This window comes from Caulobacter sp. NIBR2454, assembly GCF_027474405.1.
In the GTDB taxonomy this organism is placed as follows: Bacteria; Pseudomonadota; Alphaproteobacteria; order Caulobacterales; family Caulobacteraceae; genus Caulobacter.
The window spans coordinates 3,303,360-3,321,556 of sequence record NZ_CP114871.1; the positions used below are offsets into that span (position 1 = coordinate 3,303,360).

General features: G+C 66.0%; 14 protein-coding genes. 8 read left to right on the top strand and 6 right to left on the bottom strand.

Features of this window, described 5'->3' with window-relative positions:
- The first annotated feature begins 78 nt into the window (after positions 1 to 78).
- The gene (locus O5K31_RS16100; RefSeq protein ID WP_269714762.1) at positions 79 to 1,488 is read left to right on the top strand and encodes an SLC13 family permease; all 1,410 of its coding nucleotides are present in this window, start codon (positions 79 to 81) and stop codon (positions 1,486 to 1,488) included.
- Positions 1,489 to 1,552: 64 nt separating this feature from the next.
- Here O5K31_RS16100 and O5K31_RS16105 read toward each other — a convergent pair whose 3' ends face one another.
- Positions 1,553 to 2,551: a TIM44-like domain-containing protein gene (locus tag O5K31_RS16105; protein WP_269714763.1), complete on the bottom strand. Its 999-nt coding sequence runs from the start codon at positions 2,549 to 2,551 to the stop codon at positions 1,553 to 1,555.
- Positions 2,552 to 3,009: 458 nt separating this feature from the next.
- On the bottom strand, positions 3,010 to 3,651 hold the full coding sequence (locus O5K31_RS16110) for an exopolysaccharide biosynthesis polyprenyl glycosylphosphotransferase (protein ID WP_269714764.1): 642 nt from the start codon (positions 3,649 to 3,651) through the stop codon (positions 3,010 to 3,012).
- Positions 3,652 to 4,016: 365 nt separating this feature from the next.
- Here O5K31_RS16110 and O5K31_RS16115 point away from each other — a divergent pair, with 365 nt between their 5' ends.
- The 3 genes from O5K31_RS16115 to O5K31_RS16125 all read left to right on the top strand — a co-directional run bounded on the left by O5K31_RS16115 (position 4,017) and on the right by O5K31_RS16125 (position 7,043).
- Complete coding sequence (locus O5K31_RS16115) at positions 4,017 to 4,265, top strand: hypothetical protein (protein WP_269714765.1); 249 nt, start codon at positions 4,017 to 4,019, stop codon at positions 4,263 to 4,265.
- A gap of 420 nt (positions 4,266 to 4,685) precedes the next feature.
- Complete coding sequence (locus O5K31_RS16120; protein WP_269714766.1) at positions 4,686 to 5,945, top strand: MFS transporter; 1,260 nt, start codon at positions 4,686 to 4,688, stop codon at positions 5,943 to 5,945.
- 90 nt (positions 5,946 to 6,035) lie between these two features.
- On the top strand, positions 6,036 to 7,043 hold the full coding sequence (locus O5K31_RS16125; RefSeq protein ID WP_269714767.1) for a LacI family DNA-binding transcriptional regulator: 1,008 nt from the start codon (positions 6,036 to 6,038) through the stop codon (positions 7,041 to 7,043).
- 3 nt (positions 7,044 to 7,046) lie between these two features.
- On the opposite strand, the gene O5K31_RS16130 is transcribed toward O5K31_RS16125, so the two are convergent.
- The gene (locus O5K31_RS16130; protein ID WP_269714768.1) at positions 7,047 to 8,114 is read right to left on the bottom strand and encodes an alpha/beta hydrolase; all 1,068 of its coding nucleotides are present in this window, start codon (positions 8,112 to 8,114) and stop codon (positions 7,047 to 7,049) included.
- A gap of 429 nt (positions 8,115 to 8,543) precedes the next feature.
- On the opposite strand from O5K31_RS16130, the gene O5K31_RS16135 reads away from it, so the two are divergent.
- On the top strand, positions 8,544 to 9,704 hold the full coding sequence (locus O5K31_RS16135; RefSeq protein ID WP_269714769.1) for a glycoside hydrolase family 68 protein: 1,161 nt from the start codon (positions 8,544 to 8,546) through the stop codon (positions 9,702 to 9,704).
- A 2-nt stretch (positions 9,705 to 9,706) separates the two neighbouring features.
- A complete protein-coding gene (locus O5K31_RS16140) occupies positions 9,707 to 10,606 on the top strand; it encodes an ROK family protein (protein WP_269714770.1) in 900 nt (299 codons plus the stop codon).
- A gap of 36 nt (positions 10,607 to 10,642) precedes the next feature.
- Here O5K31_RS16140 and O5K31_RS16145 read toward each other — a convergent pair whose 3' ends face one another.
- Positions 10,643 to 11,758 (bottom strand): alpha/beta hydrolase, encoded by a 1,116-nt coding sequence (locus O5K31_RS16145; protein WP_269714771.1) that lies wholly within the window; start codon positions 11,756 to 11,758, stop codon positions 10,643 to 10,645.
- Between the two features lie 62 nt (positions 11,759 to 11,820).
- Positions 11,821 to 13,140, bottom strand: a complete 1,320-nt coding sequence (locus O5K31_RS16150; protein ID WP_269714772.1) for a neutral/alkaline non-lysosomal ceramidase N-terminal domain-containing protein — start codon at positions 13,138 to 13,140, stop codon at positions 11,821 to 11,823.
- Between the two features lie 475 nt (positions 13,141 to 13,615).
- On the opposite strand from O5K31_RS16150, the gene O5K31_RS16155 reads away from it, so the two are divergent.
- Positions 13,616 to 15,727, top strand: coding sequence for a TonB-dependent receptor (locus O5K31_RS16155; RefSeq protein WP_269714773.1), 2,112 nt, complete (start codon positions 13,616 to 13,618; stop codon positions 15,725 to 15,727).
- Between the two features lie 100 nt (positions 15,728 to 15,827).
- Here the strand turns inward: O5K31_RS16155 and O5K31_RS16160 are convergent, their stop codons facing one another.
- On the bottom strand, positions 15,828 to 16,745 hold the full coding sequence (locus O5K31_RS16160) for a GDSL-type esterase/lipase family protein (protein ID WP_269714774.1): 918 nt from the start codon (positions 16,743 to 16,745) through the stop codon (positions 15,828 to 15,830).
- 187 nt (positions 16,746 to 16,932) lie between these two features.
- Here O5K31_RS16160 and O5K31_RS16165 point away from each other — a divergent pair, with 187 nt between their 5' ends.
- A complete protein-coding gene (locus tag O5K31_RS16165; protein ID WP_269714775.1) occupies positions 16,933 to 18,180 on the top strand; it encodes an SGNH/GDSL hydrolase family protein in 1,248 nt (415 codons plus the stop codon).
- Positions 18,181 to 18,197: the final 17 nt, after the last annotated feature.

An 18,197-nucleotide genomic window follows, 5' to 3' on the forward strand; every position in this document is an offset into this window, starting at 1 on the left:
TAGCATGGCTTTGGGCCAATAGGCGGCGGCGGGGCGAAAACGGTTGACCTGGGCGTCGCGGGGGGCTCTGCAGAGCCAATGACCTTCGATCAGATCGTCGCCTTGAGTGTGCTTGTCGCGGTAGTCGGGTTGATGATCCACGGCAAGCTGCGCTCGGATGTCGTGGCGCTGAGCGGCGCCGCGGCGCTCCTGATGACGGGGGTGGTGCGACCCGTAGAGGTGCAGGGCGCCTTCGCCAGTCCGGCTGTCATCGCCCTGGCTGGCCTGTTCGTCATCGCCTATGCGATCGAGCTTTCAGGACTGCTGGGCCTGATGATCCGTCAGGCCACCAAGCTCTCGGCGCGGATCGGGGCGCGCGGCATCTGGATCGTGATCGGCCTTTGCGGCTCGGTCGGCGGCTTTTTGAACAATACGCCGGTGGTGGTGCTGGCCGCGCCGGTGATCCGCGATGTGGCCAAGTCGCTCAAGCTGTCGCCAAAGCGCTTCTTGATGCCGCTCAGCCACGCCACGGTGATGGGCGGGCTGATCACACTGATCGGAACATCGACCAACCTCTTGGTCAACGACATGGCCCGCAACGCCGGCCAGCCGGGCTTTGGCCTTTTCGAGATTGCGCCGGTAGGCCTTTGCATCGCCGCGGCCGGCGGTCTTTGGCTCTATTTCGTAGGCGCGCGCCAACTGGGTCGCGCGGTGGCGCGAGACGAGGCGCAAGCCCAGCGGCTGGCCTTGCTTGAAGAGACGCGACGCCAAGCCGAGGCCAAGGCCGCGGCCCGCAGGCGCCGTCTTTTGCCCTTCGGGTTCCCGCGATTGGGCGAGGCGCGCAACCAGCCGGATGGTTCGGGCGACGCGCATCTTGGCGACGTGGCGCTCTATGGCGCGGCCGATCGGCCGTTCCAGCTTCGGCCGGCGCTGATCGCCTTTGGGGTCTTTTCGCTGGTGATCGCCGCAGCGGCTCTGGGCTGGGCGCCGATCGCGGCGGCGGCCTTCGCCGGGGCGGTGGCGCTGATCCTGCTCAAGGTGATCACGCCGGAGGAGGCCTATGCGGGTCTGCGCCCAGAGATCTTGCTGCTGATCTCAGGGATGGTGGTGGTCGGCACCGCTATCGAGGTTACGGGCCTGGCTCAGGCCGGTGCGTCCAGGTTGATCGATGTCATCCGTCCCATGGGGCCGCTGGGCGCCCTGATCGTCCTCTATGGGGTGACGCTCTTTGCGACCGAGCTGTTGTCCAACGCCACGGTCGCGGTGCTGATCACGCCGATCGCCGTGGCCTTGGCTGAAAGCCTGGGCGTGGATCCGCGACCGTTCCTGGTGGCCGTGATGATGGCCGCCTCAGCCGCTTTCGCCACGCCGTTCGGCTATCAGACCAATGTCTTGGTCTACAACATGGCCGGCTATAGCTATCTGGACTTCGTAAGGGTCGGGATACCGTTGAACCTGATCACCTGGCTGGTGGCCATGCTGGCCATACCCGTCTTTTTTCCCTTCTAGTCAGAAGACGTAAAAGCGCCCCCGGCGAGTGATCGCCGGGGGCGCTTGATTGGCTCCAAGAAGCTTAGGCCTGTTGGATGGCCGACAGCTTCCAGGGACCTTGGCCCTGCCGCACGAAGGTCCACAGCTCGGTGGTCTGGACCGGTTGGTGCGGATCGCCTTCCAGCACCGCGCCGGTGGCGCGGTCGCGGATCACGTCGATGGCTTCGTGGCGCATGGCGGCGGTCGCATATTCACGATCGCCTTCGCTCCAGGCCTCGGCGACGTCGGCTTCGAGCAGCTTGGCGTTGGAGATCTCGTTGCGCTTGCCTTCGGTGGCGTTCTGCCCAAGTTCCTCGGCCAGATAGCCCATGACTTCGGGCGTGGTGCGCTCACGCAAGGCTGCATAGTCCTCGCGGCCAAAGCCCTCGCGGATTTCCATCATCAGACGCTCGAACGTCTCGCGGTCCGCGCCGGTCACACCGATCTCGGTCGTGGCGACCGTGGCCTGCGGCTCAGGCGCGTAGGCGGGCGCGGCCTCGCCTTGGCTGCGTCCAAAGCCGGCGGGATAGATCGGCTCACGGTTGGACGTGGTGTTGGACCAGCCGCCTGCCGTGGCCACGGCAGGCTGTTGGCGACGGCGCAAAAGCTTCATCAGCAGGAACGCGCCGCCAGCCAGCAGCGCCAGTTGGAACAGCACCGCGCCCAACCCGGCCATTCCAGCGCCAAAGCCATTGCCCATCAGGGCCCCGATCAGACCGCCCACGAGCAGGCCGCCCAGAATGCCGCCGCCCAGACCGCCGAGAAAGCCGCGGCGCGGTTGCTGCGCGCGCGCGGCGGGAGCCGCAGCCGGGGCGCCCGGGCGCGCGGCCTGTTGACCCGGCGCGGGCTGGGTCATGGAACGCTGTATGGGAGCAGCCTGGCCCGGCGCTGTGCGGGTTGGAGGCGGAGCCTGATAGGTGCGCGATCCGCGGCTGCCGAAGCTGCCGCGACGGGCGGCGTCCGCCGTATCAATGCTCACCAGACCGACGCAAAGCGCCACCCCGAGCATCGCCATCAACTTCGACCCACGGCCCATCATCATTTTTTCCTCCACTTGAGGCTTACATATAGGATGACGGGCCGACGGCGATAGCCGCTGACGCGCGTATACGGTCGTCGGGGCGGCTGCTCGTCAAGCGGCGGCTGGCCTGGGTCTAGGGCCGCGGCGCGCTCAGGGGCGCCGCGGTAATGCTTGAGAGTATTTTGCACGCAACGTCGAAATCTAGACGCAACTTGGCGCCGCGCCAGTCGTTCAGCCCGACATCAATAACAAGACGCGGTATGGAAATGTCCGGGCGACTAGATAACTTTACCATTTCTGAGACTGGCGACCGGTGGCGGTGGCGCGCCTTGGGGCCTGACGGGCGCTTGCTCGGCTACGGATTAGCCCCCAGTCGCCAACTCGCGGCCGCCTGCGTTATCCGCTGCCTCATCTCCACGGCGGCCCACCCTTGCTTGCGGCAAGCGGCCTGACGCCAGGCGCGGCGTGCTCGCGGGTCCCTAGTAGGCCTGCTTTTGAAAGAGAACGACCGCCGCGGTCTTGCACAGGATTTTGAGGTCCAGAACGATGGACCAGCGCTCGATGTAGGCGATGTCCAGGCGCACGCGTTCGGCCATGTGGTCATCGCCAGACTCGCCTCGCAGCCCCGACACCTGGGCCAGGCCCGTCAGACCCGGCCGCACAAGATAGCGCGCATCATAGTCTGCGATCACCGCGCGGCACTGGGCGTCATGGTCCACCGCGTGCGGACGCGGCCCGACCAAAGACATCTCGCCCTTTAGGATGTTCAGCAGCTGAGGCAGCTCATCCATGCTGGAGCGGCGAAGGAAACGCCCGATGGGCGTGATGCGGTCATCGTCGCGCGTTGCCTGGCGAAAGCCGCCCTCTTGACGAACGCGCATGGAGCGAAACTTCAAGATCATGAAGGTCTGGCCGTTGAGGCCCGTGCGGCGTTGGGAAAAGAAGATCGGACCTTCGGAGGTCAGGGCCACGAAGGCCGCGGCGGGCAGGGTTACGGGCAGGGTGAAGATCAACATCCCCAGCGCCACGATCACGTCCATCGCGCGCTTTATGGGATCGGCCACGGCGGCTGGCGCACGCTGCGCGGCCGTTACCGTATCGCCCCTCTCGACATTGAACATCCCAGCGCCCCGCCCTCGACCTGCCGGGAGGCCAAACGATGCGCCGTGATAAGAACGTGGTTCACAAATGGCAAAGGCTTTCGGCTAACAGGAGAATAGCGGCCGCCTACGGCTTGCTCAAAATGAGCTTTTTGCGCTCCCATCGGCCGCGCTCGACTGCAGATCGCCGGCCCAAACGCGGCAGCCTTGCCTGCCACCGCAGCGTTAGACTTGCCGTCCCCCGATCTAAACTTCACATAACTTCGTTATGGGATGCGGCCGCAATCAGTCGTCCCAGCGCGTTGGCGATTGCTTAAGCATGTACGCCGACGGTTTGTTTAGGCCCGCGCGATAGAAGACGGGCTGTTCCAGAAGGGAGCCGTTCGGTGAATCACAAGCGCAGGGTTGATCAAGGTCTCGACGAGATCATGGATCCGGCCGCCCCCCGTCTACACGCCATCACGGGTATGGAGGCGCACGCCGAAAGTCCCGCCCGTCGCTTGCAAGCCGACCTGGACGAGGCGTTCGCGTCCGACGCCAAGTGGCCTCCACGCCTGACCTTGGGCTTTTTGGTGGTCACCTGCGGCGTGTTCTGGGCCGCGCTGTTTGTCGTCCTGAAGGCCATTTTCGGCTGACGCGCGGCGGAGGGCGGCATCCATCCGCCGCCCAGCGCGTATTTCTACCAGATGGCGCCTGAAGATCACCTGGGCGACAAACCATCGACAAACGCACAGCAGGTGTGGAGGAAGTCCATGGGTTCGCGTTCTCTATCCACCGCCGCCGACGCCTCCGCCGTCTGGAGCCCTCTGCAGCGCACAGCCTTCATCTGCTTGAGCTGCGGCTCGTTCTGGGTCGTCGCTGCGGCCGCCGTGGCAAGACTCGTGCGCTAAAGACCCTCTTCGCCGGCCGCGCCATCCTGGCGGACTTATGGGTGACATACGCCCAAAATTCCGGCCTTGCAATCGATTGCCTCCCTACTAAGGTCTGCCCTCAAAGCAAGAGCGTGAGGCGCTGCGAGCCGATCGGCTGGCGACCTCGCAGCAGGGGGAGACATCATGGCGAACCAACAGATTCCATCGGCGAGGGCGCGCGGCTCGCTGTTGCTGAAAATCCTCGTCTTCTTGATGTTTGCGATGTTCGCCATGACGACGGACGCCGTGGGCACGGTGATCCCCGAGGTGATCCGCGAGTTCGGCCTCGGGCTGACGGCCGCCGGCTCGTTCCAGTACGCCACCATGTCGGGCATCGGCATCGCCGCCATCGGTCTTGGCTTCTTGGCCGACCGCCTTGGGCGCAAGGCGACGATTCTGATTGGGCTTGGACTTTTTGGCGTGGCCTCGGCGCTGTTCGCGGCCGGCCACGACTTCCTGTTCTTCACGGGCCTGCTGTTCATTTCAGGCCTGGGGATCGGCGTCTTCAAATCGGGAGCGCTTGCGCTCATCGGCGACCTTTCACGCTCCACGGGCGAGCACGCCCGGACCATGAATCTGGTGGAGGGCTTCTTTGGCGTCGGCGCCATCGTTGGCCCAGCGCTTGTGGCCTATCTGGTCCAGAGCGGAGCGAGCTGGAAGTGGGTTTATCTGCTGGCCGCGGGGCTTTGCGCCCTTTTGCTGATCGGATCGTTCGCCGCGCGTTTCCCCCGTCCGGTCGCGACCGCCCAGGGGCCTGTCCGCCCCGATGAGGCGCTGCGGCTGATGCGCGATCCGGCCTCGCTGTTCTTTGGCCTGGCCCTGATGCTCTATGTGGGCGCCGAAGCCGCCGTCTACGTCTGGGCGCCCACCTATCTGTCCAGCTACCAGGGGCCTTGGGTGTGGCTGGTCGCCTATGCGGTGGCGATCTTCTTCGTGCTGCGCGCCATCGGCCGCTTCCTGGGCGTGTGGCTGCTGTCCAAGTTTGATTGGACGGTCGTGGTGGCCATCTGCAGCAGCGCCATGGCCGCGCTGTTCTGGGTCGCCGTCGCTGGCGGCCGCGACGTCGCGCTGTTCGCGCTTCCGGCGACGGGCCTGTTCATGTCGGTGCTCTACCCGACCCTCAACTCGGCGGGCATCAGCTGCCATGACAAGAGCCGCCATGGATCCATCGCCGGCTTGCTGCTGTTCTTCACCTGCGTCGGCGCCGTCGTCGCGCCGCTGTTGATGGGGCTTGCCGGCGACTGGCTGGGCGAGATCGCCTGGAGCATCACCGCGGGGGCGGCCCTGGCCAGCCTCCTGGCGGCGCTTTGTGTCTGGAACGCGGTGCGTAAGCCGTTCGCCGCCCGGCTGGCCGAACGTGATGTAAACGACTACTCCCCCGTCGAGACCAAGCCGGCCGGCTAGGCTGGCGGTCGTCAGCGCTGCTACGGCGCCCAATAAGCGGTTGACATGCGGCCGGGGGCGTCGTGGAACGGGCGGTGACAGGGAGGCCTCTTGGCCAATAAGGTTCGCACAATCTACGACCTCGCCAGCCTGGCCGGCGTGTCGGCGGCCACCGTGTCGCGCGCGCTCGCCGGCAAGGGCATGGTCAGCGCCGCCACGGAAGAGCGCATCCGCGCCCTGGCCGACAAGCATGGCTTTCGCCCCAGCTCATTCGCCAGAAACCTGCGGATCAAACGGCGTGGCGCGATCGGCGTGGTCATCCCGTTGGGCCACGAGCGCGCGCAGCACATTTCCGATCCATTCTTCATGACCATGATCGGCTGCCTGGCCGACGAGCTGACCGAGCGCGGCTTTGAGCTGGTGCTCTCGCGCGTCATTCCCGACCGAGAGGACTGGCTTGAAGAGATGATCGCCGCCGATCGGGTCGATGGCTTCATCATCATCGGCCAGTCGGACCAGTCGGCCATTTTGGATGCGGCGGCCCAGCACTACCTGCCCATGGTCGCCTGGGGCGCCTTCGCACCCGGTCAGGCCCATTGCTCTGTAGGCACAGACAACTTCCTGGGCGGCCGATTGGCCACGCTTCACCTGATCGAACGCGGCTGCAAGAACATCGCCTTCTTTGGCAACGCCAAGGCGATCGAGATCCGCCACCGGCTGGAGGGCGCCCGCGCGGCCATCGCCGACAGCAAGGGCGCGGCCAACCTGGTCGAGATCCCCACCCATCTGGCGGCCGAGCTGAATTCGGCCGAGATCGCTCAGTTCCTGGATGAGGCCGAACAGTTGCCCGACGGCGTCTTCGCCGCTTCGGACATGATCGCCCTGTCGGCGATCCAGGCCTTCGCCGCGCGGGGGGTCCACGCCCCGCGTGACGTCAAGGTCGTGGGCTTTGACGATCTGGCGATGGCCCGCACCTCGATGCCTGCCCTGACGACGGTTCGCCAAGATGTCGCCGCCGGCGCCACCCAGTTGGTGGAGTGCCTGCTCAAGCGGGTGGAAGGAAAGCGGACGGGATCGGTCGTGCTCGACCCCGAACTGATCGTCCGCGCCTCCAGCTGACCGCTAAGCCGGCAAGGCCTGACCAAAGGCGCGGCGAAGCGCGTCCATCTTGATCCGCGTGAACCGTTCGGCGATTTCAGTCTCGCTCGCGACGCGGTCAAAGGCGTGATAGCCGCCGGGGAAGACGTGCAGTTCGACCGGCACGCCCGCCTCGTTCAGACGCCGCCCGTAGGTGATGTCCTCGCTGACGAAGAGATCCACCCCGCCCACCGCGATGAAGGTCGGCGGCAGGCCGGCCAGGTCAGCGACCCGCGCCGGCACGCCGGCGGCTGGAACGGCGCCCCCGCCCGGTTCAACGCCGAGCAAACTGCGCCAGCCATAACGGTTGGAAGCGGCATCCCACAGCACCGCACCGATATGGGCCGGCGTCCTGACCGAACTACCCGTGCGATCATCGAGCATGGGATAGATCAGGGCCTGGAAGGCGACCGGAACCTCGCCCCGGTCACGCGCGGCGATCGCAAGCAAGGCGGCGTGCCCGCCCCCGGCGCTTTCGCCCAGCAGCGCGACACGCTTGGGATCAAGGCCAAGTTCGCGCGCGGAGGCGTGCATCCACCGCAGGCCCGCATAGTTGTCCTCGAGCGATCCGGTAAAGCGCGCCTCGGGCGCGAGGCGATACTCGACCGACACCACGATGCAGTCGAGGTCGCGCGCCAGCTCCTGCAAAAAACGAAGTTCGTAGCGGGCCTGGCCCAGAATAAAGCCGCCGCCGTGGGTGTGCAGGATGCCGGGCCGCGCGCCCGCGCCGCCGGCGTTGATGACAAACACCGTAACCGGCGGATGCCCGCGCGCGCCTGCAATCTGGCGCTCGTCGACGCGAATGTCGGGCAGCAGCGGCGCCGCATAGCTGGCGCTTTCGGTCCGACGCTTGGCGACGGTGGCGTCGCCCAGCGGCTGCGACTGAGCCGACATGGTCAGCATGCGTAAAGCCGAGGGACGCAATTGCGGGTCGATGTGGGCAAGGACATCGGCGAACGGCGAGGCGTCCTGCGCGCGGGCTGGAACACCAAGGCCGAACGCGGCGATGGCGGCGACGCCAAGGCGCGCGAAATCTCTTCTATGGATGCTCACGATCGTCCTCCGCGGGCGCGCCGGTCTATCGCCGGCTGGCTAGGCGCAGCGTCGAACAAGCCATGGTCGAATACAAGCCCAAACGTAATCGATTGCGGTTCTGCGAGACATTTGACCGGCAATGGACCCATGTCGCCGCCAGCTTGCCCGTGCGACGCCGCGGGAGTTTGGCGCTCGATCGAGCCGAAATGACCTTGTGGTTCAGGCCATGCGGAGCTCCATCGGTTGCGCCGCCCGGCTTCAGGCGAAAGAGAAACGGGCGCCTTTTGGCTATACAATCGATTGTAACGACCGCAGCATTCCAGTACGCAGAAGGCTTAAGTTAGAAGTTCGGATCAGCCCGGTGCCCGCATACCTCTCTCTTCCCGCGACGATGAGCTCGACGCGCCCTTGGCGGCGGCGGGCGCGACCAGGCGCTCAGCCTCGGTGATGCGCACTGATCCACAATCGAGCGTCCCCGCCGCCGGCGACGCACCGGCGACAGCCTGGACCGCGGCGCAGGTGCGCCAGATCTCGCTGGACGCGGCCCATAGCGCGCCGATCCTTGGGCCGTCCGACGTGGTTCGAGCCGCGCCCGACATTGACATCTGGGACGCCTGGCCGATCCAGGACGCGGACGGGGCCGCCTTTGCGTTGCCGGGAGGCGAGACCCTATGGATGGCGCTTGGCGCGCCACGCTTCCCCGATCCCGACGAGCGTCATGGCCACGCGCGAATCCACCTCTTTTCCCGGACCGACGGGCGATGGAGCGATCTTGGCCCGGCCATGCCGGACGGCTTCTCGCCCGGCAGTCGTGAATGGTCAGGCTCGGCCGTCCTTGACCAGGACGCCGCCAGCCTGACGCTCTATTTCACGGCTACGGGTCGGCGCGGCGAGGCGGCCCTCACTTTCGAGCAGCGCCTGTTTCGCGCGCGCGCCACCTTGCGCGGTCAAACGGGGTCGTGGTCGCTGGGGGACTGGCGTGATCTGAACGAGTTTGTCCTGCTTGACCCAGACTTCTACATGGCCAGCGACGCTGGCTCGGGCGCTGTGGGCACCATCAAGGCGTTTCGCGATCCGGCCTATTTCCGCGACCCGGCCGATGGTCGCCACTATGTGTTCTTCGCCGCGTCGAAGGCCGGATCGCCTTCGGCCTTCAACGGCGTCATCGGCGCGGCCCGCGCGGATGAGGAGGCGGCGGCTCAATGGACCATCCTGCCGCCGATCATCAGCGCCGATACGCTCAACAACGAGCTGGAACGCCCTCACGTGGTCTTCCACGAGGGTCGCTATTACCTGTTCTGGTCGACCCAGAGCCACGTCTTCAATCCCGAAGGTCCCGTCGGCCCCACGGGGCTCTACGGCATGGTGGCCGAAGGGCTTGGCCAGCAATGGCGGCCGTTGAACGGCACGGGCCTAGTGTTCGCCAACCCGCCCCAGGCGCCGCGGCAAACCTATAGTTGGCTGGTCATGCCCGACCTGCAGGTGACAAGCTTCGTCGACGACTGGGGCGATGACGTCTCGGCCCCCCGCGAAAAGCGTTTTGGCGCCACGTTCGCCCCGATGCTGCGCCTTCGCCTGAGCGGCGAAAACGCCGAGCTTGAGGCGTAGCCGTGAGCGGCCCTGAACGCCTCGTCGGCGTCGAGCTTGGCGGCACCAAGGCCATCGCCATTCTCGCCGACGGCGATCAGATCACCGAGCGGGTCACATTGGCGACCCAAGCGCCAGCCGAGACCTTGGGTGCGCTTCGCGATCAGATCGATCGCTGGCGAGCGCTTTGGTCGCTGCAGGCGATCGGCATCGCCTCGTTCGGGCCCCTGCAGCTGGATCGCGGCCAGCCCGATTACGGGACCATCCTGGCTACGCCAAAGCCCGGCTGGAGCGGCGCGCGTGTCGCGGCCATGCTCACCGACGGCTTCGACTGTCCTTGGGATATCGACACCGACGTCAATGGCGCAGCCTTGGCCGAACACCTTTGGGGCGCTGGCAAGGGCTGCGAGGCCTTGAGCTACGTCACCATCGGCACGGGTGTGGGCGGGGGGCTGTTGATCAGCGGGCGGCCTGTCCACGGCGCGATGCATCCTGAGATCGGGCACCTTCGGCTGCGCCGCGCGCCCGGCGACAGTTTTGCGGGCGCCTGCCCCTTTCACGACGACTGCATCGAGGGGCTGGTGTGCGGCCCAGCACTGACGCAGCGGTTGGGCATGGACGCAGCCGCGGCGTCGGACGACCATCCGGCGTGGCGTTACGTGGCCTGGGACATCGCCGAGCTTTGCGGCGCCATTTTGCTGACCACCTCGTCCGAGCGCATCCTCTTCGGCGGCAGCGTGGCGCTGGAGCGCTCTTTCCTGCTGCCTCTCGTGCGCCAGATCCTGGTTGAACGGCTTGGCGATTATCTGCCGTTCGTAACCGCGAAATCCGCCGACAGCATCATAAGGGCCGCAGCCCTTGGTCCCGACGCCGGCCCCATGGGCGCGATCGCCCTAGCCAAGCGCGCCGCGTCGAAAGCCTAGCCGCCCGCACACAGCGCAGGCGGCCAGGCCTTCAACTTACTTGGCCAGGTGAGTGTCGAAGAAGCGCACCATGATGTCGTAGGCCTCGCGCGATTCCGGCAGCTCGGAATTGTAGATAAAGGCGTGAAACAGACCGTCCCAGCCATGGAACTGGGACTGCACGCCGGCGGCGGTCAGCTTGTTGTGGGAGTTCAAGGCGGCGCTGAATTCGAAAGAGCGCGTTCCTGAGATCAGCAGGGTTGGCGGGAACCGCGCCAGCACGTCGCGCGACACCTCCGGGTAAGCGAGCGGATCATCGCGGCGCGCATCGCCCATATAGGTCGGCGCACGCGGCGCCGGCGGCGACGCGCTAGCGGCAGGGGGCGGCGCTCGGCGAGGGCCAGAGCCCAAAAGCCCGCCGGCCAGGTGAGCGGAGTCGCCTGCCACCATCTGGCCCAGTGAAGAGCAGAAAACGCCGACGGCGGCGGGGTTAGGAAGATCGTGGCTCTGGAACCAGGCGATAGACTGCGCGGCCAGGGTGCCGCCCGCCGAGCAGCCATAGAGGCCCACCCGCTTGGCGTCATGGGTCTTGAGCACCTGCCGATAGACCGCCGCGACGTCCTGGCTGGCCGCCGGGAACTGGTATTCGGGGCCCATCCGGTAGTCGATCGAGATCACCTTGATGCGCATGAGCGCGGCGAGCGGAACCGATTCCACCAGTGATGCCGATCGCGCGCCGGTGACGAAGCCGCCGCCATGCAGATTGATCAGCACGCGGTCGCGGTTTTCGGGGGAGACGCCATCGGCGGGCGTGACGACGTCCACGAGCACGCCGCCGATCGTCTCCTCGGCCACATTGACGGCGTAGCGTCGGCGCATCGGATCGAGGAAGACGCGCATGATCGCGTCCTGCCGCGCCCGCTCGGCCTTGATGTCAGCGAGCGGCGGACCCGATCCGAAGGGCTTGTCCACGATCAGGTGGCGCAGGTAGTCGGCGCCTTCCTTGCTGAGCAGGTTGGACGGCGGGACCTCGCCGCTGAGCAGCACCGTGCCGTCGGGTTTGTAGGGCGGCGGCGCGGTCTGCGCGCCAGACAGGCCCGGCCAGCCGGTCGTGATCGCCAGGGCCAGGGGCAGCGCGGCGCAAGCACGCCGCAGGTTCGAACGCGGGGTCATCTTGAATCTTTCCATCAGACGCGCGCGCGAAGCGCCGGCTGAGCCGACGCATCGCCGCCCGATCACTGGCTCTTGGCCGGGGTGGCGGTCACCTGATCGACAAGGTCGAGCAATCCATTGACGATGGCGGTTTCGGCGCAGCCAGGCTGCAGCCGCGAGGAGACCACCTCGAAGGTGTTGAAGCCAAAGGCCGCGTCGTTCGGAATATAGCCCGAACGCGCCACGCCATTGGTCAAGGTGGTCATCATCGTGTGCTTGAAGGGCGACTGGCGTTTGAAGCGCTGGGCGATCATCGTGAACACCTCGGCGTCGACGCCGCCGATCATGGTGTCGCCGATCCGCAGCAGGCTAAGGCGAATGCCGATGGGATCAGCCGGCTCGTATGTGCCAGGATAGCCCGCACGGCCCTTGTCCAGGCGACGACGGCCGGGGCACGAGACGACGGTCTGAGCGCCCGCGATCTTGGCCTCGGCCACCGGCCGCTCCAGGTTGGAGCGCGAGACGTGGAGCACCTCCTCGCCCAGCATTTGGCCCATGCTTAGGGTCATCTGCTTTTGCTGATCTAGCAGGCGTGCGACCTTGGGGTTCTTGCGGTCCAGTCCCTGGCCGCCTGGCGGCATGGCGTTGCTGATGTCCTGGCCGCGCGCGGCGTAGTCTTCGATGCGGATCTGGCGCAGGTCATAGGTCTGCTGGAAGAAGATCGGATTTTGATCGCCGGCCGCGCCGTTGGAATAGACGGCGACCACATCGTCGCCCAGCGAGTCCTCGATATAGCGCGAGGCCGAACCCGGAAGATCGCCGCTGACCATGTCCAGCGAGCCAGTCAGGACGGCGTGGACCCCATAGTTGAAGTAGACCGCGATCGGCGCGCCTTGGAGTGTCTCGAACCGCACCACGGCGACGGTCTTGTCGGACGGGCCGTCGTAATTGGGCCCTTCCCACCAACGCTGGGTTTTAGGGTCGATGATGTTGCGGTTCACATTGATGTAGGAGACGCCTTGGCCATAGGCCATCCGCGCGGGGCGCAGTTTTGCCGAGGCGTTTTTCAGCGCCTGGAAGAGCGATTCCTCGTAGGCCGCGTCCCGGCCGAACGGAACGCTATGGGTGTGGGTCGCGGTCACCAGGATTTGGTTGGCGGGGATGCTAAGTTCGCTCGCGGCGCGGGCGGTCAGACGCTCCCAGATCGGCGTGGCTACAGCGCCCGCATCGACGGTCAGCAGGGCCGCGCGGGCGCCGCCGCTCTCGATCACGATGGCGCGGGCATAGATCTTGTCGAGCACGCCGTTGAAGTTGTCCGGCAGTTTGGCCGGGGTGACGTCAACCTTGGCGGCGCCCACGCGCATGCCCGTCGTCTGGGCCAAAGCCGGGCCGGCGGTCAGCATGAGCGCGCTCGCCGCTACGAGGCCTAGCCTCTTGAAGCGGCGCCCGACGCCAGCGCACCGAAATAGGCTCGCCAGCTTTTCGATAAGATTTTCGGCGCCCCACCACGCTCTTGTTTTTCGATTCATCCGCGTTTCCTCCGCAATCGATTACCGTTTAGGCTATTCGCGGCGCGGGCGGATGGCAACTTTTTACGGCCGAGCCCTCGGACGCCGCCGCCACGGAAGGCCGAGTGAGGCCCGCATGGCGCCGTGGCAGGCGATGCGGGCCCACAGCCACCAAACCATTGTTATTCATAGGCTTTGCACCAAGAACGGCCGGGCGGCGACGAAGTCCCGTGGTGGCGAGGGCCGCGCTGACGATCAATTTCGGCCATAGGCACACAGCCCAGACCTCCAACCGCCCGTCAGATTTTTCTAGAAATCCGCCCGCAATCATGTACGCAATCGATTGATATAAAAAATATAGGGGAGAAACATGTCACTTCACTGCAGTGTAGCCGTCGGAGCCTTGGCCATCGCCATGGCCGCTGGCGTAAGCGTCGCTCAGGCCCAGGAACAGGCCGAATCCGCCGGCGCGTCGCGCGCCCAAAGCGTCGATGAAGTCGTCGTCACCGCGCAAAAGTCCGGCGTCCAGGCCCTTCAATCGGTGCCGCTTCCCATCCAGGCCTTTTCGGGCGAGGAGATGAAGGAGCGCAACATCAACAACATCGGCGACCTGGTCTCCAGCATTCCGGGCGCCTCGGAAGGCTTTCGTCAGTCCGTCGGTTCGCGCTTTTACAATCTGCGCGGCGCAGTGACCCAAAACGGCGACTCGCCACTGGGCTATTACCTCGACGACGTCCCGTTCATCGTCACCAATTTCGGCATCGCTCCGCCGGTTCGCTTCGTCGATATGGAGCGCGTGGAGGTCCTGCGCGGCCCGCAAGGCACGCTCTATGGACAAGGCTCGGCCGGCGGCGTGTTCATCTTCCACACGCGCGATCCTAATCTGAGCGAAATGGAATACGCCGTGGAGGGCGAGACCTCCTCGACCAAGGGGGCCGAAGGCCTCAGCTACGGGGCCAACGGCGCGCTGTCGCTCCCCCTCATCAAGGACCGGCTGGCCGTTCGCGTCAGCGGCGGCTTCTCGCGCGAAGCGGGTTGGGCCGACGCCTACTACGGCCCCTTTGACGGCACCCCCGATGAGAAGGGCGTCAACGACGCCAAGAACGACGACCTGCGTGTCGTGGCCTTGTTCCGGCCGGTCGACAACGTCGAGATCCGCGGCCAGTACTGGAAGTTCAGGCCACGCCAGAACTTCAGCGGCTTCACCGCGGCGGTTGATCCGCCCTACTACCAAAACACCGCTGGCCAACAGGGCTTCTCCAACGGCGACTTCACCCTCTGGAGTCTGGCGGCGACGGTCAATTTCGAGACCTTCTCCATCACCAGCGCCACCAGCCATCTGGAAGGCGAGTTCGGGATCAACCTGCCGCAGTCGCCGTCGGGCTTCTTCTCAAGCCAGTTCATGCCCAAGATGTTCGCGCAGGAAGTTCGCGTGAACTCCACCACGGACGGCCCGCTGCACTGGGTGGTCGGGGCCTCCTATCAGGATGGCCAGGGCCCGCAGGTCAACGCGCTGGTTCGTCCTGGCGTCAACATCAACGCCGACAACAACACCATCACCGAAAACTACGCCTTCTTCGGCGAGATCAGCTACGACCTCTTCGACGGCAAGCTGGTCCCGCTGGTCGGGGCGCGGACCTATCACGACGACCGATCCTTCGAGGACGGCACGACGTTCGTGCCCACCAAGGAGGACGTCAACACCTGGCGTCTGAACCTGGCCTATCTGCCAAGCGACGACCTGACCATGTTCCTGTCGGCCGCCACGGGCTTTAGGCCCGGCATTGTGCAGTCGCGCGTTCAGGTGGAGTCGCTGGGCCTGGCGGGCGTGCCCGCCTCGGTGGCGCTCAATCCTGAGTCCACCAAGAACTACGAGTTTGGCGTCAAGTGGCGCAGCTACGACCGCACCTGGACGGTGGGCCTGAACCTTTACCAACTGGAATATACCGATCTGCAAACCTCGGTGACCGGCGGGATCGAAGGGGTCAACGGCTTCGCCAACTTCGGTGACGCCACGTCCAAGGGCGTCGACTTCGAGGTCCACTGGCGCACCCCGATCGATGGCCTGAACCTTGGCTTTGTCGGCAATCTGAACGACAGCGAGTACGACACGGTCAACGCCGTGGTCGCCGCCGCCCAACCGCTGCTGCGGCCCGGCTCGCGACTGCTCAACACCCTCGATAAGAACTACCGGTTCGACGTCAATTACAGCCGCGACTTCGCCCAGGGCTTTGAGGGCTTCGGCAACCTGTCGCTAAGCCACAGCGGCGATCGTCTGCAGACCAACGGGTTCACGGCCCGGCCGTACGATCTGGTCAACACCACGATCGGCGTTCGCCGCGACAGTTGGGAGCTGGCCCTCGTCGGCAACAACCTCCTTGACGAGCGTGGACCTACGTTCGTGGGCACCAACGGCCCGCTTTCGGGCTCTGGTCCCACCCCGCGCACCGTCGGTCTGCGTCTCCGCGTCACCTCCCAGTGATGCTGCGTCACCCGCCCCGCCGCTCCTGTGTCGGCGCGGGGTGGGCCACCTTGGTGCGTTAGAGCATCGCGCCCGCCGGCTTCAACCGGCGGGCTTCTTTTTAAGGCTGCAGCGCCTCGTCCAGAGCGGCCTTGGCGAGGGGCTCCATCACCGCATAGCCGGCGCGCGTGGGGTGAACGCCGTCATTGGCGTAGCGCGGATCAAACCCGCCTTGTGGATCGGCCAGGGGCGTGAAGTAGTCGACGAAGATCACACCTTCCTCGTCCGCCAGACGCCGCAGGCGGCCGTTGAGCGTGCGCACCATCGGGCGAACGTCGAACTCCGGACGCGGCAGCAACCGCGACATGGGCGGCAGGGCCGCCAGCACCACCTTGATGTCGTTGGCTTGCGCCAAGTCGATCATGGCCTTGATGTTGTAGACGTATTCGTCCTCGGTGATGGCGCCCGTGGCCCCGCCGATGTCGTTGGTCCCGGCCATGATGTGGACGACCCTGGGGCGCAAGGCCACGACGTCATGGTAGAAACGCGCCACCATCTGGGTGCTGCTCTGCCCGCTGATGCCGCGATCCACATAGCCTGTTTGGAAGAAGTCGCGATTGGCCTCGATCCACCCTTCGGTGATGGAGTCGCCCATGAAGACGACGCGGGGGCGTTGGCCGCCCTGCTTAAGGGCGGCGTTGGCGTCGCGGTACCGGCAAAGATAGGCCCAGTCGCTCGCCCGCTGTTCGGCCTGTCGCGCCCGGAACGCCACCGCGGCCGGAGAGTCGCTCTTGGGGTCCATGAAGCGGCGCGCCATGGCCGACATCTCGTCCAGATCGCGCGGGCGCGTTTCGAACTGGGCCGCCAACTGTTCGGCGCTGCGCGGCGGCGTGGCGGCGCAGCGTATGACCGTATCATTCACCGCCGGATAGGAGAGCAAAGCGTCCGCTCCAACCTGTTGGGCGCCCGGGGTCTGGGCATGCGCTGACGCCGAGACCGCGACCATAAACAGCGCCCCGACGGCGATGGCCTTTTTCATATTCGTCCTCCCTGTCGCCGCGTTGGGCGTGACTGTGATGGATGCGGATAATCCGCCACCTCAATCGATTGCATAACCCGAACCGGCGCCTTACGCATCGATCCATGGCGTTGGATGGGAGGATTTCATGCGGTTGTGCAGCCTGGCTCTGATACTGGCGCTCGCTTTGGGCTTAGTCGACGCTTCCATGGCCCAAGCAAGGACCGACGGCTCCGCGCCCAAATGGATCGCCAGCTGGGGCACGGCCCAACAGCTCGCCCCGTCAGGCCCGCCGCCCTTCGCTCGTTCTGGTCCGCCGCCCGCTGGGACCGCGAGCGCGCCACGCCCAGCGTCGCCCTCGCCCATGCTGCCCTTCCCGCCCACGCTTTCGGATCAGACGGTGCGGATGATCGTGCGCACCTCCGTGGGCGGCGGGCAGCTGCGCCTTGAGTTCAGCAACGCCTCGGGCGGACCCGCCGTCACCTTCGGGTCGGTCCATGCCGCCCTGGCCGCAGCAGACTCCGCCATCGTTCCGCAAAGTGATCGCGTGGTGACGTTCAGCGGCTCAAAGAACCTCACGCTCTTTCCCGGCGCACGGGCGGTTAGCGACCCTATCGATCTGGCCGCCCCCGCCCTCAGCCGCATCGCCGTCTCCATCCATCTGCCGCAAGAGACCCCGGTGAATACGGCCCATGCCCTGGGGCTCAACCCCGCCTACATCGCCAAGGGCGACGTGACCGGAGCGGGCAAGATCGAGGACGCGCAGGTCGCCCGATCATACTTTTGGCTGACAGGTCTGGAGGTTCTCAGCGACGCTCCCGATCCGGGCGTGATCGTGGCGCTGGGCGACTCCATCACCGACGGCTACGCCACCACGCCGGGCGCCTTCGCGGCCTGGCCGGACCTTTTGGCCGCGCGACTGCAGGCCGATCCGGCGACCGCGCGATGGGGTGTCGTCAACGCCGGCATCTCGGGCAACCGCATCCTGCGCGCTGGGGCCGGAGAAGCGGCCGTGGCGCGCTTCGACGAGGACGTGCTGGCGCGCCCTGGGGTCAAATGGGTCCTGCTGCTGGAAGGGATCAACGACATCAACATGTCGATCATGCCAATCATCCCCGACAGCGAAGACGTCACCGCCGACCAGATCATCGCCGGCATCAGCCAACTGATCGATCGGGCCCATCAGCATGGCCTGAAAATCGCCGGCGGCACGATCCTGCCCACCAAGGGCCTAGCCTTCTACACCGAGGCGGGCGAGCGCATGCGTCAGGACATCAATGCGTGGATCCGCACTAGCGGACGCTTTGATGCGGTCATCGATTTCGATGCAGCCGTCCGTGACCCCAGCGATCCGTCACGCCTGCGCCCCGACTTCAACCCTGGCGACCACGTCCATCCCAACGACGCCGGCAATCGGGCCATGGTCGAGGCGATCAGGTTGGAGCTGTTCCGATAGGCGCTGCGGCGCGACAG